Here is a 24,387-nt window from a genome sequence, read left to right on the forward strand (position 1 = left end):
CTGAAAGAAAATCAGCGGTCTGAAATGTGAACAGCATGAGCCTTTGTCGCACTGAAAACTATTTGATCAACAACGCCTATATGTTGGAAAAAAGTCTAATTGTGGGCGAATATCATATCGACACAAGTCAAAATAGTTTGATTCATAACAACCGTAAGGTTTACTTGGGTCCATTACGTACTTCACTGTTACATTTTCTATGTAAAAATTTGAACTCAGTAGTGACTCGCGAAGATCTTGCGCAGCATGTATGGGGCCGTTTGGTAACAGACCACACGATCAACCAGCACATCTCTCAACTGCGTAAAAGCATTGGCAACATGAGCATTCATGGTTTAAATATTTCGACGATTCCTAAGCGTGGCTACATTGCTCGCCTAGAAGGCGCTGAAGTAAGTCAACCTGCACCATTAGTCGCTAAGCCAGAAGCCGTGACAACTAACCTTAAGGTGTTAGTGGTTGAAGCCAATACCGCAGACCGTGAAGAATTTGCAACACAACTAGAAGCGATGAACGTGGCTTACGTTGAGTCAGTTGCAAGCGTAGAAGCAGCAGAGAAATCGTTTGCTCTACAAGATTTCGATTTACTTATCATCGATGCCCTACTGAACGGCACCGAAGGTATTGAACTTGTGAAACGCATCCGTATGGGTGAAACGTCAGCAGCTGCCGATATTCGAGTATTGGTTACGCACTTTGACGTTCAGCGTGAACTATTAGGCATCAACAGCTTACTAGACATCCAAGGCCTGCTTCTTAAGCCGTCTGAGGAAAGCCGTCTGAAGCAAATGCTAATGGTAGCAAGTAAATCTTCAGTATTACTGAAACCACAAGCTGCATACGAGCTTGTACCAACTCATGTGTTAAGTCAGGAAGTTCAGCTACATACAGCTGCTTACTAATTTGACGACATGGGTTACCAGAGTTAGCTAAGGACGATGCTGTCTGGTTGTACCAGAGACTCAATGTTTGAGCTCTTTATTCAAACTATACAGACCAACTTAGGTTGAGTACGTCTGACAACAAAAGGCCTAAGAGTGGAGTTTGAATTTAAACGTGACATGTTTGGCGATACTGTCAAAGCCCAATTCTCAATGGGGCATGAGGCAGTAGGCGCATGGTTGGAGCAGGAATGTGTAAACCAACCCGAGCGTGTAACACGTTTGCTGAAACAGATTAAGTTGCTTCAAGCTAATGAGCTTGAGCAACTTGAGCTGCTTGGCGCGGAATATTCGTTATTCCTCAATCAAGAAGAGGCGAAAGTGATTGCTAACCACTTACTGCATCAAGTGGAAGACGAGCTGGAGCCTGATTTTCACCTTTATCAAGATGAGAGCATGGCGATGTCTGGGCTAGAAGATTTCCAGGTGATGCTTGAGTCTTTTCAACAATTTGCGTCTAAGGGCTAATTATCTCGTTGGTATCTCTCTTTATCGCTAAAGCAAAATAAGCTTTTCAAGCCTTGTCCTTGTGGTGAGTATTGTTAAAAGCTGACCTTTCCTCGCATTTTTTTTACCGCACCTTTTTTAGTTTTGGTGTCCACCCTTCGTCGTTGTGAGCCTTTTGTTGGCTTTGTAGCTCGACGCGCTTTTTGCACCTTAACGGCATCCAGAATCAACAGTTTCAGCCGCTGCAGCGCATCCTCTTTGTTCATTTCTTGGGTTCGGTGGCTTTGCGCTTTAATAATAATGACGCCATCTTGGCTGATTCGGCTATCAGAAAGCTGCAGCAAGCGCTCTTTGTAAAAAGCAGGCAGACTGGAACGCTTGATATCAAACCTAAGGTGGATCGCAGTGGCAACCTTATTCACTCTTTGGCCACCGTTTCCTTGAGCGCGGATAGAGTTAAGCTCAATCTCCCATTCCGCTAACGTGACGCTATTAGAGATCTCCAACATCGTTTTCACCTTGTGCATTGAGAGTACATTCCACTAACCCACAACCGCAGGCATTTTGCCTTAGGTCGTGCGTAAGCGTTGTTGTGCTTTGACCGCTGATTTTACCATGGCGTGAACGAGATAGCATCGCCGTATTAACAAGCCTGCTCGGCCCTATTATGAATAAGCGTGGCGAGTATGGCGCGTGCATGCACCGCATTGAGGCGCAATATTGAGAGGATTGATAATAGGGCTTTGTTAGGGCACTCAGTAAAATAAATTGCACTGTAGTGGTGCATTGATAATTCTTTAATAAATGAGTATTTACGTAAGTTGTTGTTTATTAACAATTAAAATTTCTGGCACGATGCTTGTAATACCTAAGGTAAGAAAATTAAAAAATACCTTTCAGGGAGTAAACAAGATGAAAATGATCAGTGCCATCATTAAACCGTTTAAGTTAGACGATGTGCGAGAAGCGATTGCCGAGGTCGGCGTAGAAGGTTTAACCGTGTCGGAAGTTAAAGGCTTTGGTCGCCAAAAAGGTCACACCGAGCTATATCGCGGCGCTGAGTACCAAGTCGACTTCTTACCAAAAGTGAAGTTAGACATTGCGACGCAAGAAGAAAACGTTGACCGTTTAATTGAGGCGATTACTGGTGCTGCTTATACCGGCAAAATCGGTGACGGTAAGATTTTTGTTTACGACTTATCACAAGCGGTTCGAATTCGAACCGGTGAATTAGACAACGAAGCGCTATAAGGAATTACGACCATGGAAAGTTCAGTTATTGAGTTGCGCTTTGCGCTAGATACTTTTTATTTTTTAATGTCAGGTGTATTGGTTATGTGGATGGCGGCAGGTTTCGCCATGTTAGAGGCTGGCTTGGTGCGCTCTAAAAATACCACCGAGATCTTAACCAAAAACATCGCCCTGTATGCCATCGCTTGTACCATGTACTTGCTTATTGGTTACAACATTATGTACGTGGACAATGTTGAAGGTGGCTTCTTGCCTTCATTTGGCGCCTTGATTGGCACACAAGCGGAAGGGGCTGATCACTCGTTAGAGTCTGACTTTTTCTTCCAAGTAGTATTTGTTGCTACGGCAATGTCAATTGTCTCTGGCGCAGTTGCTGAGCGCATGAAGTTGTGGGCATTTTTAGCCTTCACGGTAGTATTAACAGGCGTTATTTACCCAATTGAAGGTTACTGGACATGGGGCGGTGGCTTCTTGTCTGCAGCGGGTTTCTCTGACTTCGCAGGCTCTGGCATCGTGCACATGGCTGGTGCGGCAGCAGCATTAGCAGCAGTATTGCTATTAGGAGCGCGCAAAGGCAAATACGGTAAGAACGGTGAGGTATATCCTATTCCTGGCTCTAACATGCCGCTGGCAACTTTAGGTACGTTCATCTTATGGATGGGTTGGTTTGGTTTTAACGGCGGTTCGCAACTGCTTGTATCCGATGTTGAAAACTCAACTGCAGTCGGTCAAATCTTTGTTAATACCAATGCCGCAGCCGCCGCTGGTGCGATTGCTGCACTGCTGGTAACGAAAATCACTTGGGGTAAAGCGGATCTTACTATGGTACTTAACGGCGCGTTAGCCGGTTTAGTTGCCATCACGGCCGATCCATTATCTCCAAGCCCACTGTTCTCTGTGTTAGTGGGGGCGCTAGGCGGTGCTTTGGTTGTGTTCAGTATCGTTGCGTTTGATAAAGTTAAAATCGATGATCCAGTGGGTGCCATTTCAGTTCATGGCGTATGTGGTTTGTTTGGCTTACTGGTGGTGCCTTTCTCTAACTCTGAAGCCACCTTCGGTACGCAGTTGTACGGCGCAGCGGTAATCTTTGGTTTTGTCTTCGTGGCTTCAGCCATCGTCTGGGCAGTACTGAAAGCAACAATGGGCATTCGTGTTGGTGAAGAAGAAGAAATGAATGGCATGGACATGCACGACTGTGGCGTTGATGCTTACCCTGAGTTTGTTACGGTTCGTCCAAACTAATAATTCTCGTTGAATAAAACATAATTCAAGCCCTGCTATGCAGGGCTTTTTTCGTTGCGGCTTTGTCAAACTGTAGGCATGAATAACAAATGGTGACCACCGAGCAAACCCAGAGAACCGCTTCGAGTCATCTATGACGCGCAGACTAAATATAAAATTATTATAAAACGAAAGCGTAATGAAAATGATTACTAAAAACAGGTGACTTTAAGTCAAATTTTCTTATACTAGCGCCTAGGAATCATTATCATTAACACTTGTGGAGTTTACAGTGAAGAAATTAGTACTAGCCACTTTGGCATTAGGCTCAGTTATTACATCTGCTAGCGCAGTTGCAGCGGAAGAAGTGAATGTGTATTCATACCGTCAACCTTTCTTGATTGAACCTATTATGGCTAAATTCACCGAACAAAGCGGTGTTAAAGTTAATATTGTCTTCGCTAAGAAAGGCTTAGTTGAGCGTTTAGAGCGTGAAGGTAAATTAAGCCCAGCTGATTTAGTACTGACAACTGACATCAGTCGTTCACTTGAACTGGTAGAGAAAGAGCTAGTACAACCTATTCAAAGCGAAGAGCTTGAGAGCAACATCCCTGCTCAATACCGCGATCCTGCTGATCAGTGGTTTGCTTTAACAACGCGTACGCGTAACGTCTACTCTGCAAAAGAGCGCCTAGGCAAATTACCTGAGCTAAGCTACGAAGACCTCGCAGATGCTAAGTACAAAGGTAAAATTTGTACTCGTAGTGGTAAGCACCCGTACAATGTAGCCCTTGTTTCTTCGATGATTGTTCACCACGGTGAAGCAAAAGCGAAAGAGTGGTTAGAAGGCGTAAAAGCAAACCTAGCACGTAAGCCACAAGGTAATGACCGCGCTCAAGTAAAAGCGGTTTATGAAGGCGTATGTGATATTGCACTCGGTAACAACTACTACATGGGTAAAATGCTGAACGATGAGAAGCAAATCCCGTGGGCAAACTCGGTAGAAATTAACTTCCCGAATCAAACAAATCGCGGCACACATGTGAACATTAGTGGTGTATCATTAACTAAATATGCACCGAACAAAGCTAACGCAGTGAAACTGATGGAGTTTTTATCTGACGATGTAGCACAGCAGATGTACGCAGAAGTAAACTACGAATACCCTGTGAAACAAGGTGTTGCGGTTTCTAAACTGGTTAGTTCTTGGGGTGAGTTTAAGTCTGACACTGTTGCATTGGCAGACATTGCAGCCCAACGTAAAACAGCACTTAAGCTGTTAGACGAGGTTAAATTCGATTTATAAGGGAATTATTCCCTTGAGTGAATAGATGTACTCAAGATTATCGTTTTCTTGGACAGCCAGCAGCTGGGCGTTTGCCCTCCTGCTGGTTTTTCCTATTATAGCTCTGGTCTATGAAGGCCTAAAACCCGCTGAAGAAATCTTTCAGCACTTGATGGCAACCGTGATGTGGGATTATATCCTCAACACGGTTTTGTTGATCTTGGGTGTTTGTATTGCCAGCTTACTGGTGGCAGTACCCGCAGCCTGGTTGATGGCCATGTGTGAACTGCCCGGACGTAAACATTTACAATGGGCATTGATGTTACCATTGGCCATGCCTGCTTATGTGGTGGCATACATATACACTGACTTGTTAGAGTATGCCGGACCATTGCAAGGGGCATTACGAGACGTGTTTGGTTGGCAAAACAGCCAAGACTATTGGTTCCCTGAAATACGCAGCCTTGGCGGCGCGATATTTGTCATTACCAGTGTGTTATATCCCTATCTTTATTTATTAGCACGGACTTCATTTCTTGAACAGTCTGTGAGCTTGATGCAATCAGCTCGGTTACTGGGCAAAACCCCGACCCAAGCATTTTGGCGCATATCTTTACCTTTAGCACGCCCGGCTATTGTGGTGGGCATGTCGCTGGTGGCCATGGAAACGTTGGCCGACTTCGCCACGGTGGATTTTTTTGCCGTAAATACCTTAACCCGAGCGGTATACGATACCTGGCTAGGTTATGGCAGTCTGCAAGCTGCGGCTAAAATATCCGTGATGATGCTTTTTGTAGTGGTGCTTATTTTATCCATAGAGCGCTACAGTCGGCGTAAGCAAAAGGTCTTTCAAAAAGCCTTAACTCATGAAGATGACAGCCGCTTTGTGCTGCTTGGTTGGCGTAAATGGGCTGCCAGTTTATATTGTTGGTCCTTGGTTGCAGTGGGTTTTATCTTGCCCTTTGCGATTCTTATCAATTATGCAAGGTATTATTTTGCGGCCTCGTGGACGGCTGAGTTTTTTCAATACAGCGTGAACAGCTTAGTGATTGCGACCATAGTGGCGCTTATTGCTACGGCAATTGCGGTGTTGGTCGGTTTATATCGTCGCCTTGATACGCGACCAAGTACCGTACTGCCTAGCCGCTTAAGTTCGATGGGGTACGCGGTACCAGGAACCGTGCTGGCGATAGGCGTGTTGATTCCTTTTGGTTGGCTCGACGTTCAAATTAACGACGTGATGCAGTGGCTAGGCATGAAAGGCCCGGGACTCTTGTTCAGTGGCACCATGATAGCCTTGATTGCCGGGTACCTTGTGCGCTTTAGCGCGATTGCCGTTGGCGCGGTTGAGAGCAGTATTAACAAAGTCTCACCTTCGTTGGATATGGTGTCACGTACTCTGGGGCAAACACCGGTAAAAATGGTGCGACGAGTACACATACCGCTGATCCGCAAAGGCTGTTTAGCCGCTATTTTATTAGTATTTATTGAGTCGATGAAAGAGTTACCGGCTGCGCTTATCTTGCGTCCGTTTAACTTTGAAACGTTAGCCACTTATGTATATCAATTTGTGTCTGATGAAATGTTAGAATACGGCGCGTTGCCGGCTATCGTTATTGTATTGGTCGGCTTGGTACCTTTGATCTTTTTGAATCGCTCTTTGGAGCAAGCGCACTAGCTGCTCTGAGCATGGCGCGCATTAAACAGCATTTGGGAATGGCAATTGGCGATACCGGCATTAAATATTGAAAAAGTTCACTGTAGCTACAGTGGTAAAGAGATTCTGGCTGACATGAGCATGGCATTGGCGAGCAATGAAATATTGTGTTTGCTGGGCGCCAGCGGTTGCGGTAAAACCACCATGCTTAAAGCCATTGCGGGCTTGCTGCCACTTAATGCAGGCAAGATCACGATTAACGGCCACGTGGTTAATAATGGTCGTGTTTCTGTGCCACCTGAGCAACGTAAAATTGGCATGATTTTTCAAGATTATGCACTTTTTCCTCATTTGACGGTCATGCAAAATATCATTTTTGGTATTGAGTCATTACCGGTTAAAGAACAGCTCGCCAAAGTGGCTGAGGTGCTCGATTTAGTCAATTTGAGTGAGTTTGCTGATCGCTACCCACACCAGCTCTCTGGAGGCCAGCAGCAACGAGTGGCGATTGCCCGTGCGATAGCCTATCAACCCGACTTGTTACTGCTTGATGAGCCTTTTTCGAATATTGATAGCCAAGTGCGTTTGAAGCTGATTGCTGAAATACGCCATATCCTTAAGTCTGCCAATATTAGCGCTGTGTTTGTGACTCATTCAAAAGAAGAGGCGTTTGCATTTGCAGATAAACTGGCAGTAATAGATCAAGGTAAAGTGGCACAAATAGGGCGTCCAAGCGAATTATATCAAGCGCCGGCGAATCCGTTTGTAGCCGACTTTTTAGGCCAAGGTAATTACTTGAGCGCGACCGTAGTCGATGACTACCAAGTAGACACCCCTATCGGGTTAATCGCGAGCTCTGTGCCGCACCAGTGCAAAGTTGGTGATACCAAAAAATTATTTTTACGGCCGCATCAAATTGACGTTTTTGAACAGACGGAAGGCGAGGGAAGGGTGCTCAGTAGCCAGTTCTTAGGAGCTGTTTCGAATTTACAATTGCAGTATCGAGACGTCAACTTAAAGTGTCACGTATCTGGACACGTTAATCTCGAACAAAAGGTCGAGATCAAAGTGCCTGTTCATCCGCTGATTTTATTCTAACGAATTTCAAATAACGCTTTAATTGCGTTGAAGGTTTGAGCTATTTCTTGGCTATGGGTTGGCGTGATAAAAATCGTGTCATCACCGGCGATAGTGCCGAGTATACCTTCTGGTTTACCAAGGGAGTCGAGCAAGCGGGCAATCAATTGCGCGGCACCTGGGCTGGTTTTTATGACCACCAATGAATCATTGTGATCGATGTCGATGACCAAGTTCTTCAAAGGGCTACTGGTGGTCGGAACGCCTAGCTCGGCAGGTAAGCAGTACACCATTTCGGTTTTAGCGTTACGCGTGCGCACCGCGCCAAAGCGACTGAGCATGCGTGAGACTTTTGACTGATTAATATTGTCAAAGCCTTGGTCTTGCAGCGCTTGGACAATTTCCCCTTGAGAGCTAAACTTCTCTTCTTTTAACAGGGCTTTAAAAGCGCTGACCAAACGTTCTTGCTTTTCGTTATTTCTCATAAAGTTAAATATTCATGCAAATTTCATAGTTAATTTTGCATAAAAAATCAGTTTTCAGCAAGTTGATTCCAATTTTATTGAATATTTATAAATAGAGTTTGATGCGGATCCGTTTTATTGTTCGCTTTATGCTTAAGTTGCGAAACTTCATCGTTAAATGCTAATGAAATGTTAATGCTTGCGCTAGGATGTAAGAGGTTTTATACCGCTGCTCACATCTTAGTATTTCACTGGTGTTAACAGATTGTGTTTTTTGTAACTTTGCCATAAAATCTGCGCCGATAATAAGACGATAAAACTTCCCCACTTGTTACGGAGATAACCACATGAAAGTTGCAGTATTAGGCGCAGCGGGCGGCATTGGACAAGCCCTTTCTCTTCTTCTTAAAAATGATTTACCTGCGGGCTCTGAGCTGTCTTTATACGATATTGCTCCAGTTACGCCAGGTGTTGCTAAAGATTTAAGCCACATCCCAACAGACGTTGCGATTGAAGGCTTTGCTGGCGAAGATCCAACTCCAGCACTAGAAGGTGCTGACTTAGTACTTATCTCTGCAGGCGTTGCTCGTAAGCCTGGCATGGACCGTGCGGATCTTTTCAATGTGAATGCTGGTATTGTTAAAAACCTGATTGAAAAAGTAGCGGCAACTTGTCCGAAAGCGTGTGTTGGTATCATCACTAACCCTGTTAACACTACCGTTGCGATTGCGCGTGAAGTGCTTAAAAATGCAGGCGTTTACGACAAGAACAAACTGTTTGGTGTGACTACGCTAGACGTTATTCGTTCTGAGACTTTTATTGCTGAAGCGAAAGGCCTTAAAGCAACAGACATTAATGTTAATGTTATCGGCGGTCACTCTGGCGTAACTATTTTACCATTGCTTTCGCAAGTTCAAGGCGTTGAGTTCAGCGATGAAGAAATCGCAAGCTTAACTGACCGCATTCAAAACGCGGGCACAGAAGTAGTAGAAGCGAAAGCGGGTGGCGGCTCTGCAACACTTTCAATGGGTCAAGCTGCAGCACGCTTTGGTCTGTCTGTTGTTGCTGCACTTAACGGCAAGCAAGGCGTTGTTGAGTGTGCTTACGTAGACGGTGGCAGCGAACATGCTGAGTTTTTCGCCCAGCCTGTGTTACTAGGTCTCAATGGCGTAGAGCAAGTACAATCATACGGTGAAATTAGCTCATTTGAGCAAACTGCATTAAATGACATGCTCGATACCCTCAAAGGCGATATTGTGAAAGGCGTAGAGTTCGTTAAATAACAAACCTTTACATATCGACTAAACTTAAGGCTGCTGTTGCAGCCTTTTTTTTGCCTATTTACATGGACTAGGGTCTTTCCAAGTTACTGTTTATCACTTTCTCATCGGTATCTAATTTAAACCGTGATTTTTGTTATCTCGCAAATCAAAATTGGCCTTTCTGCAAAGGGCTATGCCGAGCCGAAATGCAAGTAAAGGTCTCTGAAATGCTAAGTTTAATCGCAAAATTTGAGCTTAAGCCTCTGGCTAATAATTATTATATTTACTCTTGAGTGGACAGCTAATAATATGGTTTTCTATTTATCTAACTAGGACGTAAAGATATGAAACACACATGGTTATTTGCAGCGTTAGCTTCTTCATCACTACTATTAGCAGGGTGTGGCTCTAGTCCTGCAGAGAAGCAAATCGAAGCACAAACCGAACTCATTGAACAAGAAGCTGAGCTTACAGTGCAAAAGCAGGAAACCGTTGAAGAATATAAACGCTGCGTTAAAAACAGCGACGGTGAAGAAGACAAACTTCGCATGTGTGAAGCCTTGTTGAAAGTATTAGATACACCAGCAACTAAATAATATAATCGCAGCCAGTTTTACTGGCTGCGCCATGTCCCGTTTCCTTTGTTTGCTCACCCCGCCACCTTTTCTTACTTAAAAATCAACTAAGATTAGCCATATATGGATGTCGATTGGTGTTGTGTGAAGCCACATCACGATAACACTTGCAGCAAATGAAGAGGGCTAATCGTTGGAATTAAGTAAAGTCAACGTATTGATTGTGGATGACATGGACGCAATCAGAAAAATCAGTACTGAGCAGTTAAAGCGCTTTGGCGTTGGCAATGTCATTCAAGCAGAGAATGGCGCGAAAGCATTGCACGTATTAAAAAGCCGCCCTATTGATATGATTTTATCTGATTGGAATATGCCCACGATGACAGGCATAGAGTTACTTCAAGAAGTGCGCGCGAACTCAGACTGGAGCCATATCCCTTTTATCATGATCACTGCAGAAGCGGAGCGAAGCAAGGTTGCAGAAGCCGTACGCTGTGGGGTGACAGACTTAATCATCAAGCCCTTTACCAGCGCAACTCTGCAAGAGCGTGTGACCGCAGCTGCTCGCGGTGAAGTTCGCCGCCGTGTCAATAGCATCGACCAAACCGCCTCTGAGAGTACAAAGAGCAATATCAACAAAGTAAATCGAGACGAAAAAGCCTGTATTTTGGTGGTGGATGACACGCCAGATAACTTGACCCTAATGGCAGGTTTATTAAAGCATGACTATCAACTAAAGCTTGCCAGAAGCGGTGAGGCGGCGCTCAATATCTGCCAATCTGATAGTCCTCCCGATTTAGTATTATTGGATATCATGATGCCCGGCATGAACGGCTTTCAAGTCCTAGAGCACTTAAGGCAGCACCCGCAATCAGAAACCATACCGGTAGTCTTTGTCACCACGCTGACGGAACTGAATCATCAAACTCAAGGTTTACGACAAGGTGCCGTGGACTATATTACCAAACCCGTCAACCCAGACTTGCTTAAGTTACGGATTAAGAACTTTATGCAGGTCATTAAATTGCAGAAGAATTTACAAGCCGATATCGACGAAATGATTGCCATGGCTAAGCTCAAGCAAGACGTTGAGCAAATGCTAAATCATGATTTAAAAGGGCCGCTCTCTGGCATTGCTGCCATTGCGCAAAGCATGGCTACGGATCCCTCTCTTAGCAAAACAATGCTGCAAAATGTTAATCTGCTCGATGACATGTCGATGCAACTTGTTAACATGGTTAATCTGTCCGCCGAAATGTACAAAATTGAATCAGGCCAGTACCAGCTAACGCCAGAGTCCTTCTCTATTCACCAAGTCTTGGGACAAATCGTACAAGTGTTAAAAAAGAGTTTTCAACACAAAAAACAAGTGATCTTTATCGACCCAAGCGAAGAAGAAAGCCAACGCCCGCTTAATGTGTACGCGGATCCCAACCTGACTTATTCCATGTTGTTTAATTTACTTAAAAACGCTTGTGAAGCTGCACCAAGCCGTTCTCGTGTCTCAGTCTCCATCAGTGTTGGGCAAAGCGTCACCATAGATATTCAAAATATTGGCAGTGTACCTCAACAAATCAGATCTACATTTTGGGACAAATACGTCACATCAGGAAAGAAAACGGGGACAGGCTTAGGCACCTACTCTGCTATGCAGCTCTCGCGAGCCCAGAAGCTTGAACTGAGTTTGGTATGCAATGATGAAAAAGATACCACGACGATTCGCTTGATGATGCCGGTACCGCCCCATCAAGCAGATGTTGAAAGACATTAGGTAGTTAACTCATCGTGTATATAACCTTGACGGTCGCTTATGGCAGCGTTAACCATAGCGCGGCGTTGTCTGTGGGCACCACTTTAGGCATCACGGGGTTGCTCAGCTCAAATACCTGGCTGTCTTGCCACTGAGATAAGGGGAATGCGCGAGCGCTACTAGAGTGCTTTTTAAGCAGCTTTAGAATGTCCCCTGTTTGTTGCAGCTGTCGCAAACCTTTTTCAATTCGCCCCGCTAATTCAAAGTTATCATGGCTTGTATAAAACATCACAGCCAACGGGTAGCGCAGCAGTACTTTATCAAAAGCAATCAGTTGCCCTGAGAGTTCCGGGTTATGCTCATTAAACGCGTGCAATTCACCATAGCCCTCGGTGATACCTCGAGGAAAGTAATCACATTCTCCGGCGAGCAGTAAGTCAAACATCTGCTGAAAGTTGGCCGCTACCCTGACTTTAAATTGCGCTTGCGTTAATACTTGAGTGCCGGGCCAATATTCGGCACTGCAAGCGGTTAATTTTTGCAGCTGATCCGTCTTCGTTATCTGTTGGAATGTTTCAAGTTTATCCTCGCGAATTAGAAACATACGATAGCTCAATAAGCCCATCAATAATGGCACTCGGGTCGAGCGAAAGCGCCGCTCTCGCTCTGCGGTTGGCGCAGATGCGACTACGTCTAAAATGCCTTGATGATTAAGCAGGCTTAAAATAAGACGTTGGTCATAAGCCGTCGGTAATACTTCAACTTCGGCTTTTCCATACTCTTCCTCGGTGGCTGCTAAACTGGCAGAAAGTAAACTGACAAAATAGCTGTGCGTTACGTCGTCTGCCGATTGCATTGGCGGAAAACGTACTTTTTGTACATCCTTAGCGTAAGCTATTGATTGAAATGTTAAAGTTATAGTGGTCAGTAAGGCCAACATTAATGCGCTTGCTTTATGCATCAGGTTGCCCCTTTTCAAGTTGTGCCATCATGGTGTCTAAAGCTTGCTGTGCCTGCTCAAAGTCATAACTATCTAGGGCTTTAATCAAGCTCTTCATGTGTTGCTGAGCTTGCTCGTCAGAGATCATATTCAATAACTGATGAGCCTCATCTTGAGCGTTAAAGTTAAACGCTGCAATGCTACTGCTTAATGCCGTTAAGTGTTGCTTGATCTCTGCCGTTGATAGCACTTGGGATGTGCTGGTTTTGAGTTGTGGTTGCGATTCCATCACTAAATGAATATCGTCAAAAGTCGCTGCCAGCAGTGGCTCTATCGCTAACAGCTGTTGGTTGACTTGGTGGCTGGCATGTTGCTGGCAGCCAAGTTCTAAGTCGGTGGCTAAGTCGGCAAGAGGCTCTGCACCTATGTGACCGGCAGCTCCGCGAAGACTGTGAGCATGACGTTGAGCATCTGACCATTTCTGCTTATCGATGGCCTGGCTTATACGCGCTAAAAAATCATCCTGGCTATTGCTAAAGCTCTGACATAAACGTAAAAACAAGCTGACCTGTTGCTGACAAACCGTGAGCCCTGTAGCAATATCAATCGCCGATAAATTTAGTTGATTTAGCCAATCTCCCTCATCGCTTAGAACTGCCTCTGGGGGATTATCCAATGTCGCCGGCTCTGCTGGAGTAATCCAACGACTAAGAGTGTGAAACATTTCGTCAACTTGAATAGGCTTGGCGATATGATCATTCATGCCTGCTGCGAGCACTCGTTCTTTATCTCCTACCAAGGCATTAGCGGTCATTGCAATTATGACTAAATCAGGCTCAGTGCGACGAATGATTTTACAGGCTTCGATACCATCCATCACCGGCATCTGTAAGTCCATTAACACGCCATCGAATACTTCTTTGGCAACCGCTTCGACCGCCTCTTGGCCGTTATTCGCCATAACCACGGTTATTTTATTTTGCTCTAATAAATCGCGGGCCAAAATTTGATTTAGTGGATTATCCTCTACCACTAGCAATTTAGCCCCAGCCACCATTTCTCTGTGTTGCTGGGCTAATAGTTGCCTTTCTTGACGCCTTTGTTCGTTTGATTTTTTCTCGATTAATTGTTTGAACGCGAGCAGCACCTTATCGTTATCCAAAGGTTTTTGAATAAAGCTATCAAATCGCGATTGGATCTTATGCAAGCCAATGGCTTCCGCCGTAAAGTTAGATAGCAATACTAAGTGTTTAATTTCTGGGCATAACTGAGTGAGGGCGTCGTAGGTTTCTATGCCATCTAAACCAGGCATATTCCAGTCTAATAAAACGATATCAAACGCGCTGACGCTGCTACTGACCAACTCTAGCGCTTGCTCGCCCGAATAAGCGGTTTTCACGCGGCAACCGTATTGGGTCAAAATAACACTGACCTGCTCGCTGGTGGCCATGTCATCTTCAACAACCAACACCCTTAGTCCTTCGAGCATGGCTTTATTGTCTTGCTCTAACTGATGCTGTTTTAATTTATTCACGCGCAGTTGGGCGGTAAAAAAGAATTGTGAGCCTTGTTCCAGTTCGCTTTCGACCCAAATTTGCCCTTGCATAAGCTCAACCAAATTTTTAGAGATGGATAGCCCCAGGCCTGTGCCGCCAAATTTTCGCGTGGTGGAAGAGTCTGCTTGTGAAAAAGACTGAAATAGCTTTTTCATTTGCTCTGCGCTCATGCCAAGTCCTGAATCTGTGATGGTGAATAACAAGGTAATTTCTTCACCGCGTAACTGCTCAACGTTGATTTTTAAGCTGACTTGGCCTTTTTCGGTAAACTTAATGGCATTGCTGATTAAGTTCGTTAATATCTGACTTAGCCTGAGGGGGTCGCCTATGTAGCATTGTGGCAGGTCCGACGGCATATTAAGAGCAAGCTTTAACCCTTTTTCATCGGCCTTAAACCCTGTCACTACTTTGATATCAGTTAACAAATCACCGAGGTTAAAATCGATGTTTTCCAGCTCTATTTTACCCGCTTCAATTTTGGAGAAGTCTAGAATGTCATTGATGATGCCAAGAAGGTTGTTGGCAGAAAAGTGCACCTTCTCAATGTAGTCCTTGGCTTTTTGTGAGATTGCTTGCTGCGCAGCCAAGTGAGATAAACCGATTATCGCATTCATCGGCGTTCGTATTTCATGGCTCATGTTAGCTAAAAAGTTCGACTTAGCCTGGTTAGCCTCTTCAGCCATTTGACGAGCTTGTAGCAATGTCTGACGCGCTTCATAGGCCGCTTGTACATTACGAATGGCTATCACTACGCCCATGACTTCACTGTTGTCCAACACCAACGGACTGATGTTGACTTCCACCATAAAGCTCTCGCCGGCCATGTTATGAATAAACAGGTTATCGAGCCGCTCTGGTTGACGCAGGCGCATCACTTGCTCAACAATGGGCTGCAAGAGGTAAGGGGCGTTTTCACGATAGATTTTTACCCGCTCTAGCTCTCTTGGTTGCTTGGCTTGTTGTTCATCAATCTGGAACAGCTCACACGCTGCTGGGTTAATAAAGTTGCAGTTATAGTCTTTGCTAAGCCCAATAATGCCTTCAGATACAGAACTTAAAATTAGGCGGTTGTCTTGTTCTGAAGCTTTTAAGGCTTTTGTTCTCGCAGCCACTTCATATTCTAAATGCTGCCGAGATTCTTGTTGATATTGATAGGCTCTACGTCCGACTAAGAGCATAAAACCAGACACGGCCATAATAGACAGAATGCTGACTAAGCAAAATAACCAGATGTTACTTTTGCTCTTGTTATGATCTTCGAGCACTTCGGCTAATTCAATCTCGGCCACGATAAGCACGTTAAGGTATGGGTGCCAGATCCAGCGACCAATCACCTCATCATCAAGGTAATTGAGGTAACCATTAAAGTTCTCGCCACTTTTTCTGTGTTGCAGACCCTTAAAAGGTACTTCGCCGGCTCGGTCCTCGACGTTAATATTCAAAATGCTCGTTTGGCCTTTTTTCAGTAAACGTTTAGTTCGAAGCTCATTTCGAAAACGGCTGGCACTGATCATATTGCTCTTTTGATCGAGTAAATATACCTCGCCGGTAGCGCCAAAACGTGAAGTAGCCAATAAGCGAGAGAGGTCTTCATTCGGGTCAAAAGTAAACGCCAGCACCGCTATCACTTGATGGTTTAAGTCATACACCGGGCTCATAATCAAAAAGACACTTTCTTTCTCTACGCTAAAAATTTTGCCCGCTTTATCAACATCAGACCAAAGCGGAGGAACAAATACCGACTCCCCCATAAATGCACGCTTTAATAGCTCTCCTGCTTGCAGGGTAATAAAGCTTTGCTCTCCCACAAGCTTGTTGTATTTAGCGCCAATATTGGTACCGTCTTTGGCAATTAAGTAATAATTTTGCGAGCTAAGACTGCTACTGATGCCTTCAACTGAACGCTGAAAAGCGGCCAGTTCCTTGGATTCCACTGCCGGGTATCCTGCTAGATAAAGCTGATTAAGTACCCAAGCGATATCTTTTAAGTCCGAATTATTGGCAACGGAGTCAATCAAATCGATTTTGTATTGATACATGTCCATTAAGATTTGATCTGAATTGGCGAGATTAACGGTTAAAGATTCAGCATATGACTTCAGGGCGTTATTCATATTCTCAGATAATATCAGGCTTGATAACAGCGCTAGTGCGGCGCATAAACTGCCCACTCCGAACACAAAAAGATAATAAAACCTGTCATTACTGTAATTTGAAACGATGGTTTTGCGCTTTTTTAAGGCTATAGCTAAGACGACAAAGGCCGTTAAAAACAACCCTAATAGTAACCAAATGGGTAACCCTAAGGTGCTCCAGCCACTTTTGAACTCACTGATTTGCTCTACCGTAAGATAATGCTCCAGCGCCCAAGCGTCGTAAAGTTTGGCAAGGTTGAGTTGGCCTATTTGCGCCAACCCCCAATTAATCCAGTTAAGTAGTTCAGGTAAGTTTTTGTTAATGCAAAAGTGCAGCAGCATAGGCCGCGTTTTACTTAAATGCTGATAATCCAATCCTTTTAAATCTAACTTGTCTTGCCAAAAGCCGGCTTGAGAAGGGTCTGCAATTAGCGCGTCGAGTCGCCCGTCTAGCACCATGAGCAGGCCTTCTTTGATGCTGGGCACTTCCACAAACGAAGGCACTCCAGAAATATGACTAAGAAATGCTTGGGTGGCATAGCCGCTGCCATGCCCTACTTTTTGATGCGGCTTAAATGAGGCAAGAAAGTTATTCTCCGCATCTTGACGATAGATGAGGCTGATATCTTTACTAAAAACTGGCGTGCTGAAAATCAGCGTTTTCTTTCTCGTTGGCGTTTTTGCGCACAAGGAGAAAACGTCAGCTTGACCTGATTCCACCGCTTTGAGCTGCTGTGAAAAAGGCTTGGCAGGGCCGTGTTTCAGCTGAAATGGAAGTACGAGATTTAATTGCTCAACTAGCTCCTTGCCTAGACCATCAAATTCCCCATGTTCATTGAGGTAGTCAAAGGGCGGTAAGTCAGGGTCGGCCAGTAAAATGACCTCGGGGTGCTGCTGCGCCCAAGCTTGCATCTCTGCGGTAATTGTTGTGTCAGACTGAGAAGCGTGGCTTACTGAAGCGCACAGTAGCCACCAGATCATTAATATAAGCCGGGCCATCAAACCAATAACTACTCAAAATTAACCAAGGATTAACCTGATACTAGTCAAAGATGAGCATTTATGGTGTCGATAGCCTGAGTAAGCAAGAAAACTGCTGGTTAAGCCTCAGAATTTAGCATGGTAAAAACTAAAAATATCCTTCAGCGTTAAATCAATCGGGTTCGCCCTTTGATTTTTTACTTCACAGCTTGGTAGATAGTGAACTTGTTATTTTTGGCTAACGTTTGGCAATTACCAAATATGCGTTTTAGTTTTTCCCCATATCCCAATTGACGATTTCCAATCACAATAATACGCCCTTGAGCATGCAAGGTGCGTTTTGAGTCGGTAAACATTTGCCAAGCAATATGGTCAGTGATGGCATTTTGTTGGTGAAATGGTGGGTTACACAGCACTAAATCTGCGCTATCTGCTGGCTCATTATCCAAGCAATTATTGACTTTGGCTTGCAGCTGCTTCGGATCACTCAGATTCGCCTTTGCATTGAGTTGGCAAGACGCCACCGCCATGTAGCTTTCATCAACACAGGTTACCTTAGCTTGCGGGTTCAACTTTGCAGCTTGTATACCTATGACACCATTGCCACAGCCTAAGTCGATAATATGTTTGAGCTGAGGCTCTACAGGAATGTGCGCCAATAAAAATCGCCCGCCAATGTCTAAACTCTCCCCCGAAAAAACATTGGCATGGTTGGTCAAAGTCAGCTGATACTCTGGCACGTCCCAAGTGCGCAAAGTGGGCATATTTACCTGCAATTGCTTATTAGGTTGGCAATAAATCAAACGTGACTTTTTCACCGCTAAAGACGTGTGCGTAGGGCCAAGGTACTTTTCAAATAATTGCAGCGTCGAGGTATGAATTTCTTTTACTTTACCGGCTGCAATCACTTGTGTATCGGGACCCGCAATGCGGCAGATTTGGTGCAATTGCCAAGCTAATAAGCGTGAGTTTTTGGGTACTTTGAGCAAGACCCAACGCGGCGCGACTGGCTGTTCATCTAGGCTGCTTAATAGACTGACACCGGCGAGTGAGTTGGTCGCTAAATTGTGTAAACACGCCTGCTGCGCTATCCAAGAATCGCTGACTGAAGTAATTTGTAATAAAGGCGCAAACCAATTAGCCAACGCGCCAAAACCATCATTAAACAGCAGCATGCTAGCGTGCTCATCTAGCGTTTGCGATTGCAAGGTATTAATCAAATACTCGTCGGCAGAATCCCACGCTTGCAGCGTTTCATTATTGCGAATGGGATAACGTTGCAAAGTCAGCTGGCGCTGATGCAGACAAAGTTCAATATTCATGTTGGCTTTTCCTGTTCGAGAGGGCGGTATTGTCGCAATTCATTCCGGCAAGTGCAAAACAGAATCCAGGTCATAAGCGCGAATGGTTCAACATGGCGCAAACTGGTAAAAGCCTACCTCAAAAAAGGCTCAAACTAAGCTCATGATGTATCTACAACCGTGAGTAAATATGCCGCAATCTATTCCTCTTTCCAAACAGGCGCTCTTTTGGCAGCGCCACAAAGTAAAGCTACTCTTCGTCGCCGTCGTGATTTTTATTGCCCTCGGTACAGTGATAATGGCTGAAGCATTTACCGTGCACCATAAAGAACTCGCTGACGACTACTGGACCACGACTTCAGTACTCAAACATAAATTACTGGATGCAGAATGGTTCATTGGCCTGTTAACCATGATGACAGTCACGACTCTGGGTCTTGTGGTTTGGGGGTACTGGAAGCTGCATGCATTACCCAAAAAGCACGCGGCTCATACCGGCCAACCTAAGTTAGTTTTTTGGCTTTGTATGTTGGGCTTTTTTTATAACAATTTATGGATTGCAGCCGTGCTGATTGTGGTGACGGACTGGAGCAAAATCAGTCAATGGCTTAAGCGGGGTCAAACAGCATGAAAGAGCTACTATATCCTTACATTTTCATTTGTTGGCTCTTACTCAAAACGGGTTTAGTCAAGCGCACAACCGCCAATTATGCAGCCATGATTATCGTTGGTATATTCATCAATGTTGCCGTTTTTTTTGCTCACCGTTTCTACTCTCCGGTCGATTTCACTGACTCTACCGTGGTTAGAGCGCAATCTGCCATTTTAAGTCCTATTACGGAATCTATTGATCAGTATTACGTTACCCACAATCAACAAGTGAAAAAAGGGCAGCTGCTTTATACCTTGGTGAAAAATGAGGAAGACAACAACCTCACCAAGTTAGACGCGGAGATCAGCAGTTTAGAGACAAGCATCAATCAAGCCCAAGATGATCTATCCCGAATGCAAGCCTTGGCAGACGCAGTGCCATTAAGGGATGTGGCGAAAGTAAAGTCTCAATTAATTGAAATGCAATTTGACCGCAAAGCCTTACAAGCGCAGCGCCAGCAAGCCCAGTTCGAAGCCTCGCAATTAGCAATCAAAGCGCCTTTTAATGGCTCTGTAACACGCTTAGATACCGCAGCAGGCTCCAGAGTTGGTAACTTACAGCTGTGGAATACAGACTCAAAAATTCTGGAAATGCGGGTTCCTGATCAGCTTTGGTCTCGCATTAAGCCCGGACAATTTGCTGAATTTTATGTCGATGCTTACCCGGGACATATCTTTCGAGCACGGGTACATTCAATTGCAGGGGCAACAGGCGAAGCAAGAGGAAGTCATGGTAGCCAAGAACGGCCTGTGTCTGAACAGCTTGCCCTTAATTCTCGCAATATCGGCCGCACAGTGCTCTTGGAGTTTGATGATCCAGCCGGCATCACCATTCCTATTGGCGCAAGAGGTTCGGCATGGATTGCTACCGAAAAACCTTTCGCCATGTTAGAGCCAATTGACATGCTTGGCGCTGCAACCCTTAGATTAAAAGCAATGAAAAGCTTCTTAGGCGCTTTTTAGCCTCATTTACCTAGATAGAAATACGCTGTCGCACCTTTGTCATGTGCGCCAGCGCATGCTGTCCACCTGAGGTGGTTAGGCCTATGACTTAACCAGGCAAGTAATGCTGTGCTCACATTCTGCTTACACGCATTGATATTGTCCAGTTGCATCATAAATCGCCCAATGGTGTATTAAGGAAAACAACAAATCATCATTAAAACAATTAGTTAAAAAACCAGTTTATGTTAGGCTTGGTTATCACTGTCAATAACCCTATCAAGCGTTTCAACCATGTCTGATTATACTATTTTGGATTTTTCTGCTCCTAGTTTAAAAGGTGCTTGCTTAGTTGAATCATTACAACGCCAAGCTTTAGTGTATTTACCCCCGAGTTATGGCAAAGCCGATAAAAAATACCCTGTCGTGTACTGGCTACACGGGTTTGGCGGCCTTGCCAAAGGGTGGTTTTCAGCGCAGCCCGACGAGCCAAATTTTGGTCGTATAATGGATAGCTTATTGGCGCAGCAGCGCTGCCAAGAAATGATCATTGTGGTGCCTGATAACAGCAGCGTCTTTACCACTTGTGCTTACGTCAATAATTCCGTGCAAGGTCATTGGCTTGACATGTTGGCCATTGATTTAGTTACCGCGGTAGAGCGAGAGTACGATTGTTTACCGGGGCCTCAACACCGGGCAATAGCGGGTCATAGCTCTGGTGCAGACGGTGTTTTGAATATGTTGATGCATAAACCGAGCCTGTTCCAATGTGGCTTTGCAATGAGCCCAGCTAACCTGCATCATGAAATGATGCCTTTTTGGCAAGACCTACTGACGCAGCACTTATCACAACTGCGGCTTACTGCTGCTGGCGAGTTAGCAACCGAACAGTTAGATATTTGGGCCCATATACTGCTTGCCAAACTGCAACAAGCTTGTCCAGCACCACAACAGCCGCCACTATTTTGCCAGCTTGAATCGCAAAACCAGCTTTTATCCGCGATGGCAAGCCTAAGCTTAGATATCGTGTCTCCGAATTATTATGAGTCCCTCAAGCAAACCCGTATCGCGATAGACATGGGCACAGAGGAAGCAAAAGTGATGCCTTATTGTTTGCGCTTAATCGCGCAGTGGCAAAGTGCTGGTATCAAGGTAAACTTCACCGAGTTTCCAGGTGGTCATGTTGACCATATTGCAAAAAGTTTGCACTATGTGCTGCCTTGGTTATCACAGCAGCTTGATAACGCGTCTTAAACTTTTTGAGCAGTTACAATGAAGTCTAGTTATACCGGCATTGCCCTTTCAAATCCCAAAAGCGCCACCAATGTTGGCGCCGTTATGCGCGCAGCGGGATGCTTTCAAGCAGATCAAGTCATGTACAATGGCGATCGTTACGACCGCACAGTAAAGTTAAATACAGATACCAAGCGAATTCGCTCTAAAATACCGCTGCAAAATATCAGTGACTTTGTCAGCGCTAAACCTGAGGGCGCTAAATTGGTGTGCGTAGATTTAGTGCCAGGAGCCACCCCTCTTCCAGAATTTGAGCACCCAGACCAGGCTTTATATGTATTTGGTCCCGAAGACGGCACGATTAAACAGTCACTCATCGATCAAGCCGATCACGTGGTGTATATGCCCACTATAGGTTGTCTCAACCTTGCGGCTTCTGTGAATATCCTACTTTACGATCGCAGTGCAAAACTCAAGAGCATTGAAGCAAGTGATGAGTTGGTTTTTTCGAGCCGTGATACGAATAATAAAGTGAGAATAAAATAGCGGTAATGTAAATGGTTGATTTATAAAAATAGATTTTATTAGGTCCCCTTGCTATTTATTACTTGATGGAGTTGATTTTTTAAAATTGTTAATTTTTAGAATTTTATGTAATAAGATTTTTTTTTATAGATTTCACCGTTGTAAAAAATAAGATTATTTCGATGCAATCAATAAATATTTGTCTTTGAAAGCCATCTTTTAATTTTTTCAATGGTTACCGTGTAAAAAAAGTGTGAGTTATTACCTATATTGAAGAGTGGCTTTTGTTAAATTCTTTTGAGGTGATACATGTTAGCTAAGTTAAGAGTTAATCACCTTTTTTTGTTAATTTCCCTCACTATTCAGTTGGTTGGCTGTGGAGGTGGGGGAGGTTCAGATTCTGCTGAAGCCGATTATATTGATATTACCCCAGCCCCAATACCCGCAGAGCCTGCCATTGAGCCTGAGCCGTCCACTCCGATCAGCGTTCCTTCAACCCCAATAACTGTTCCTTCACTTACTCCGACTGTATTAGTTTCAGAGGCACCAACAGAGGAGCCAACAGAGGAGCCAACAGAGGAACCAACAGAGGAACCAACAGAGGAACCAACAGATGAGCCTTATGCTGGTGGCGGTGGCGGTGGTGGAGTAAGAACCCCACAACAAGAAGAAGAGAGAGCTGAGTTTATCAGTCAAATTTTAGGTTCTTGGTTTAAACCTTGCAGTGACTTCCCTTTTGATGAGTTAGGTAATGTGTTGTACATAGAAACTACCCAAACTTATAACTCAGACAGCACAGGTCAAGCAGAGCATAGCATCTTTGCTGATGTTAATTGTACCCAAAAATTGGCCGAGGCCACTGTAGACGTTGATATTTTATTTGGCGATGTTGTCTATAGTATAAATAGTATCCCGGTGCTTCAAATTGATGCAATTTGTAGAGTCAACTCAGAAGTGTGTCGAGATGATTTTAATATTATTTATTTTGACGGTACGGCAATTTTCATGGGGCTATATACACCGGAATACCCAGGTACATTAAAAGATAACCGACCGGTTGAAATTAGTTTTGATGAACAATTTGAGAAGGTGTCTCGCTAGACTTTACTGTGAGTATCACTTTGGTTTTATCTCTAATCTATAGTTAAGCTTTAATCTATTTTTTTAAAGCTTTTTCATGAATCTCCAAAGTACCCAAATTGATACTGTAGTCATAGCGATAACACCCAATTGTAGGCATAAAAAGAATAAATTTAGTGCTTGCATGTTAACCTCGCCAGTTATAACTATAACTCTTATTATCAATTAACCATCTCTTGATTCCTATCTAGGTATACCCCAACAACGAATTAGCATTTATATACTCGTCTCGATAGTTTAGTTGGTTACTTGCTGCCTCATTCAGGGGGCAAGCAGTTGATTATCTTATAAGTAGCACTCACAGACTCCTTTGCTGTTCTCGTGAATGACTTTGAGATCTAGTTCACCTTGTTATTGTTTTTATCATTAGTGGATGTGCTAGTTTTAAGTGAGGGGCTTGAGGGATAAGAAGAGTGGTGAAGGTATGCGGGTGTTGGTTTATGTAGAAGTTGATGATCAGATTTGGTTTGTGCTTGAGGATGGCAGTTGGCACTTGTTTACGCCAGATATGAGCTTTCAAGAAAGTATTCCTATCATCTCGACTGCCGATAAAGAACATTTCTTTGTTGATTCAGGTATTTTATTTCTTGAAATCAATGGCGTAAAAGTTACGGCTCCGAGTTCGGTCGTGGAGTCACATTTTTCGCAGTGGTTGACAAGCCCTCTCTCACCGTCAGTGACAAACTCTGAAATCAGTTCTGGTGGCTTCTACGTTGCACGAGTTCATGTTGATGGTAATGAAGTCATCGCAAAATCTGGTTATGAAACCAGAGCTGGCAGTCGTTATGATAACGAACCTAATGTTGAGACAAAGTATCAAGACGTCAGATACGTTAGCCCGGAAATTATGGTTGCCATAGACAGTGGTGAAGACCGCTATATTAACCGCTTTGAAGCACCAAGTACTTTAATCTATGGTTCTGTCGATGGCGTGAATAATGGCGATCTAATATACGTCACTGTTGTAGATATAAACGGCGTTGTTGACTAAATAGGGAACCTTTCTCGAAAACTGCGATCAGATCATTGAGCACGATACATGGAAGTGATTCT

General features: G+C 44.3%; 21 protein-coding genes. 16 read left to right on the top strand and 5 right to left on the bottom strand.

What is annotated here, in order from left to right:
- Positions 1 to 35 precede the first annotated feature (35 nt).
- Together D1Z90_RS19025 and D1Z90_RS19030 are read left to right on the top strand one after the other, a co-directional pair.
- Positions 36 to 902: a winged helix-turn-helix domain-containing protein gene (locus D1Z90_RS19025; RefSeq protein ID WP_232525309.1), complete on the top strand. Its 867-nt coding sequence runs from the start codon at positions 36 to 38 to the stop codon at positions 900 to 902.
- Positions 903 to 1,037: 135 nt separating this feature from the next.
- The gene (locus D1Z90_RS19030) at positions 1,038 to 1,409 is read left to right on the top strand and encodes a YacL family protein (RefSeq protein WP_119912381.1); all 372 of its coding nucleotides are present in this window, start codon (positions 1,038 to 1,040) and stop codon (positions 1,407 to 1,409) included.
- Between the two features lie 74 nt (positions 1,410 to 1,483).
- Here D1Z90_RS19030 and arfB read toward each other — a convergent pair whose 3' ends face one another.
- Positions 1,484 to 1,897 (bottom strand): alternative ribosome rescue aminoacyl-tRNA hydrolase ArfB, encoded by a 414-nt coding sequence (arfB, locus tag D1Z90_RS19035; RefSeq protein WP_119912382.1) that lies wholly within the window; start codon positions 1,895 to 1,897, stop codon positions 1,484 to 1,486.
- A 403-nt stretch (positions 1,898 to 2,300) separates the two neighbouring features.
- On the opposite strand from arfB, the gene D1Z90_RS19040 reads away from it, so the two are divergent.
- The 5 genes from D1Z90_RS19040 to D1Z90_RS19060 all read left to right on the top strand — a co-directional run bounded on the left by D1Z90_RS19040 (position 2,301) and on the right by D1Z90_RS19060 (position 7,900).
- Entirely contained in the window at positions 2,301 to 2,639 is a 339-nt protein-coding gene (locus tag D1Z90_RS19040) for a P-II family nitrogen regulator (RefSeq protein ID WP_119912383.1), read from the top strand.
- A 12-nt stretch (positions 2,640 to 2,651) separates the two neighbouring features.
- The gene (locus D1Z90_RS19045) at positions 2,652 to 3,881 is read left to right on the top strand and encodes an ammonium transporter (RefSeq protein WP_119912384.1); all 1,230 of its coding nucleotides are present in this window, start codon (positions 2,652 to 2,654) and stop codon (positions 3,879 to 3,881) included.
- 271 nt (positions 3,882 to 4,152) lie between these two features.
- Complete coding sequence (locus D1Z90_RS19050) at positions 4,153 to 5,166, top strand: Fe(3+) ABC transporter substrate-binding protein (protein ID WP_119912385.1); 1,014 nt, start codon at positions 4,153 to 4,155, stop codon at positions 5,164 to 5,166.
- Between the two features lie 25 nt (positions 5,167 to 5,191).
- Positions 5,192 to 6,823 (top strand): ABC transporter permease, encoded by a 1,632-nt coding sequence (locus D1Z90_RS19055; RefSeq protein WP_119912386.1) that lies wholly within the window; start codon positions 5,192 to 5,194, stop codon positions 6,821 to 6,823.
- Positions 6,824 to 6,874: 51 nt separating this feature from the next.
- Entirely contained in the window at positions 6,875 to 7,900 is a 1,026-nt protein-coding gene (locus D1Z90_RS19060; RefSeq protein WP_232525313.1) for an ABC transporter ATP-binding protein, read from the top strand.
- Here the strand turns inward: D1Z90_RS19060 and argR are convergent.
- The gene (gene argR / locus D1Z90_RS19065; protein WP_119912387.1) at positions 7,897 to 8,364 is read right to left on the bottom strand and encodes a transcriptional regulator ArgR; all 468 of its coding nucleotides are present in this window, start codon (positions 8,362 to 8,364) and stop codon (positions 7,897 to 7,899) included. The two genes, D1Z90_RS19060 and argR, sit on opposite strands and share 4 nt — an antisense overlap.
- A 326-nt stretch (positions 8,365 to 8,690) precedes the next feature.
- Between argR and mdh the strand changes: the two genes are divergently transcribed.
- The 3 genes from mdh (at position 8,691) to D1Z90_RS19080 (ending at position 11,951) form a co-directional block, all read left to right on the top strand.
- The gene (mdh, locus tag D1Z90_RS19070; RefSeq protein ID WP_119912388.1) at positions 8,691 to 9,626 is read left to right on the top strand and encodes a malate dehydrogenase; all 936 of its coding nucleotides are present in this window, start codon (positions 8,691 to 8,693) and stop codon (positions 9,624 to 9,626) included.
- A 323-nt stretch (positions 9,627 to 9,949) separates the two neighbouring features.
- The gene (locus tag D1Z90_RS19075; RefSeq protein ID WP_119912389.1) at positions 9,950 to 10,201 is read left to right on the top strand and encodes a hypothetical protein; all 252 of its coding nucleotides are present in this window, start codon (positions 9,950 to 9,952) and stop codon (positions 10,199 to 10,201) included.
- A 172-nt stretch (positions 10,202 to 10,373) separates the two neighbouring features.
- Positions 10,374 to 11,951, top strand: a complete 1,578-nt coding sequence (locus D1Z90_RS19080) for an ATP-binding response regulator (RefSeq protein WP_119912390.1) — start codon at positions 10,374 to 10,376, stop codon at positions 11,949 to 11,951.
- 37 nt (positions 11,952 to 11,988) lie between these two features.
- Here the strand turns inward: D1Z90_RS19080 and D1Z90_RS19085 are convergent, their stop codons facing one another.
- From D1Z90_RS19085 to D1Z90_RS19095, 3 genes are all read right to left on the bottom strand, one after another.
- Positions 11,989 to 12,891 (bottom strand): substrate-binding periplasmic protein, encoded by a 903-nt coding sequence (locus tag D1Z90_RS19085; RefSeq protein WP_119912391.1) that lies wholly within the window; start codon positions 12,889 to 12,891, stop codon positions 11,989 to 11,991.
- A complete protein-coding gene (locus D1Z90_RS19090) occupies positions 12,884 to 17,542 on the bottom strand; it encodes a response regulator (protein WP_158587194.1) in 4,659 nt (1,552 codons plus the stop codon). The genes D1Z90_RS19085 and D1Z90_RS19090 overlap by 8 nt, the downstream gene beginning before the upstream one ends.
- 197 nt (positions 17,543 to 17,739) lie before the next feature.
- Positions 17,740 to 18,864: a methyltransferase gene (locus tag D1Z90_RS19095; RefSeq protein ID WP_119912393.1), complete on the bottom strand. Its 1,125-nt coding sequence runs from the start codon at positions 18,862 to 18,864 to the stop codon at positions 17,740 to 17,742.
- Positions 18,865 to 19,033: 169 nt separating this feature from the next.
- On the opposite strand from D1Z90_RS19095, the gene D1Z90_RS19100 reads away from it, so the two are divergent.
- From D1Z90_RS19100 to D1Z90_RS19125, 6 genes are all read left to right on the top strand, one after another.
- On the top strand, positions 19,034 to 19,474 hold the full coding sequence (locus tag D1Z90_RS19100) for a hypothetical protein (protein WP_232525311.1): 441 nt from the start codon (positions 19,034 to 19,036) through the stop codon (positions 19,472 to 19,474).
- A complete protein-coding gene (locus D1Z90_RS19105; RefSeq protein ID WP_119912394.1) occupies positions 19,471 to 20,457 on the top strand; it encodes an efflux RND transporter periplasmic adaptor subunit in 987 nt (328 codons plus the stop codon). The genes D1Z90_RS19100 and D1Z90_RS19105 overlap by 4 nt, the downstream gene beginning before the upstream one ends.
- Positions 20,458 to 20,730: 273 nt before the next feature.
- Entirely contained in the window at positions 20,731 to 21,690 is a 960-nt protein-coding gene (locus D1Z90_RS19110) for an alpha/beta hydrolase (protein WP_119912395.1), read from the top strand.
- An 18-nt stretch (positions 21,691 to 21,708) separates the two neighbouring features.
- Positions 21,709 to 22,215: an RNA methyltransferase gene (locus D1Z90_RS19115; RefSeq protein ID WP_119912396.1), complete on the top strand. Its 507-nt coding sequence runs from the start codon at positions 21,709 to 21,711 to the stop codon at positions 22,213 to 22,215.
- 288 nt (positions 22,216 to 22,503) lie between these two features.
- Positions 22,504 to 23,295, top strand: coding sequence for a PT domain-containing protein (locus D1Z90_RS21555; protein ID WP_198419270.1), 792 nt, complete (start codon positions 22,504 to 22,506; stop codon positions 23,293 to 23,295).
- Between the two features lie 463 nt (positions 23,296 to 23,758).
- The gene (locus D1Z90_RS19125) at positions 23,759 to 24,325 is read left to right on the top strand and encodes a hypothetical protein (protein WP_147378799.1); all 567 of its coding nucleotides are present in this window, start codon (positions 23,759 to 23,761) and stop codon (positions 24,323 to 24,325) included.
- Positions 24,326 to 24,387: the final 62 nt, after the last annotated feature.

Origin of the sequence: Motilimonas pumila (assembly GCF_003596335.1) — a bacterium.
Lineage (GTDB): Bacteria > Pseudomonadota > Gammaproteobacteria > Enterobacterales > CBDFNC01 > Motilimonas > Motilimonas pumila.

Bases quoted from the DNA above. Each gene is read 5' to 3' on its own strand.
- D1Z90_RS19085 (WP_119912391.1), bottom strand. From the start codon at position 12,891: ATGCATAAAGCAAGCGCATTAATGTTGGCCTTACTGACCACTATAACT.
- D1Z90_RS19100 (WP_232525311.1), top strand. From the start codon at position 19,034: ATGCCGCAATCTATTCCTCTTTCCAAACAGGCGCTCTTTTGGCAGCGC.
- D1Z90_RS19095 (WP_119912393.1), bottom strand. From the start codon at position 18,864: ATGAATATTGAACTTTGTCTGCATCAGCGCCAGCTGACTTTGCAACGT.
- D1Z90_RS19075 (WP_119912389.1), top strand. From the start codon at position 9,950: ATGAAACACACATGGTTATTTGCAGCGTTAGCTTCTTCATCACTACTA.
- D1Z90_RS19110 (WP_119912395.1), top strand. From the start codon at position 20,731: ATGTCTGATTATACTATTTTGGATTTTTCTGCTCCTAGTTTAAAAGGT.
- D1Z90_RS19045 (WP_119912384.1), top strand. From the start codon at position 2,652: ATGGAAAGTTCAGTTATTGAGTTGCGCTTTGCGCTAGATACTTTTTAT.
- arfB (WP_119912382.1), bottom strand. From the start codon at position 1,897: ATGTTGGAGATCTCTAATAGCGTCACGTTAGCGGAATGGGAGATTGAG.
- mdh (WP_119912388.1), top strand. From the start codon at position 8,691: ATGAAAGTTGCAGTATTAGGCGCAGCGGGCGGCATTGGACAAGCCCTT.
- D1Z90_RS19125 (WP_147378799.1), top strand. From the start codon at position 23,759: ATGCGGGTGTTGGTTTATGTAGAAGTTGATGATCAGATTTGGTTTGTG.
- D1Z90_RS19090 (WP_158587194.1), bottom strand. From the start codon at position 17,542: ATGATCTGGTGGCTACTGTGCGCTTCAGTAAGCCACGCTTCTCAGTCT.
- D1Z90_RS19055 (WP_119912386.1), top strand. From the start codon at position 5,192: ATGTACTCAAGATTATCGTTTTCTTGGACAGCCAGCAGCTGGGCGTTT.
- D1Z90_RS19105 (WP_119912394.1), top strand. From the start codon at position 19,471: ATGAAAGAGCTACTATATCCTTACATTTTCATTTGTTGGCTCTTACTC.
- D1Z90_RS21555 (WP_198419270.1), top strand. From the start codon at position 22,504: ATGTTAGCTAAGTTAAGAGTTAATCACCTTTTTTTGTTAATTTCCCTC.
- D1Z90_RS19115 (WP_119912396.1), top strand. From the start codon at position 21,709: ATGAAGTCTAGTTATACCGGCATTGCCCTTTCAAATCCCAAAAGCGCC.
- D1Z90_RS19025 (WP_232525309.1), top strand. From the start codon at position 36: ATGAGCCTTTGTCGCACTGAAAACTATTTGATCAACAACGCCTATATG.
- argR (WP_119912387.1), bottom strand. From the start codon at position 8,364: ATGAGAAATAACGAAAAGCAAGAACGTTTGGTCAGCGCTTTTAAAGCC.
- D1Z90_RS19040 (WP_119912383.1), top strand. From the start codon at position 2,301: ATGAAAATGATCAGTGCCATCATTAAACCGTTTAAGTTAGACGATGTG.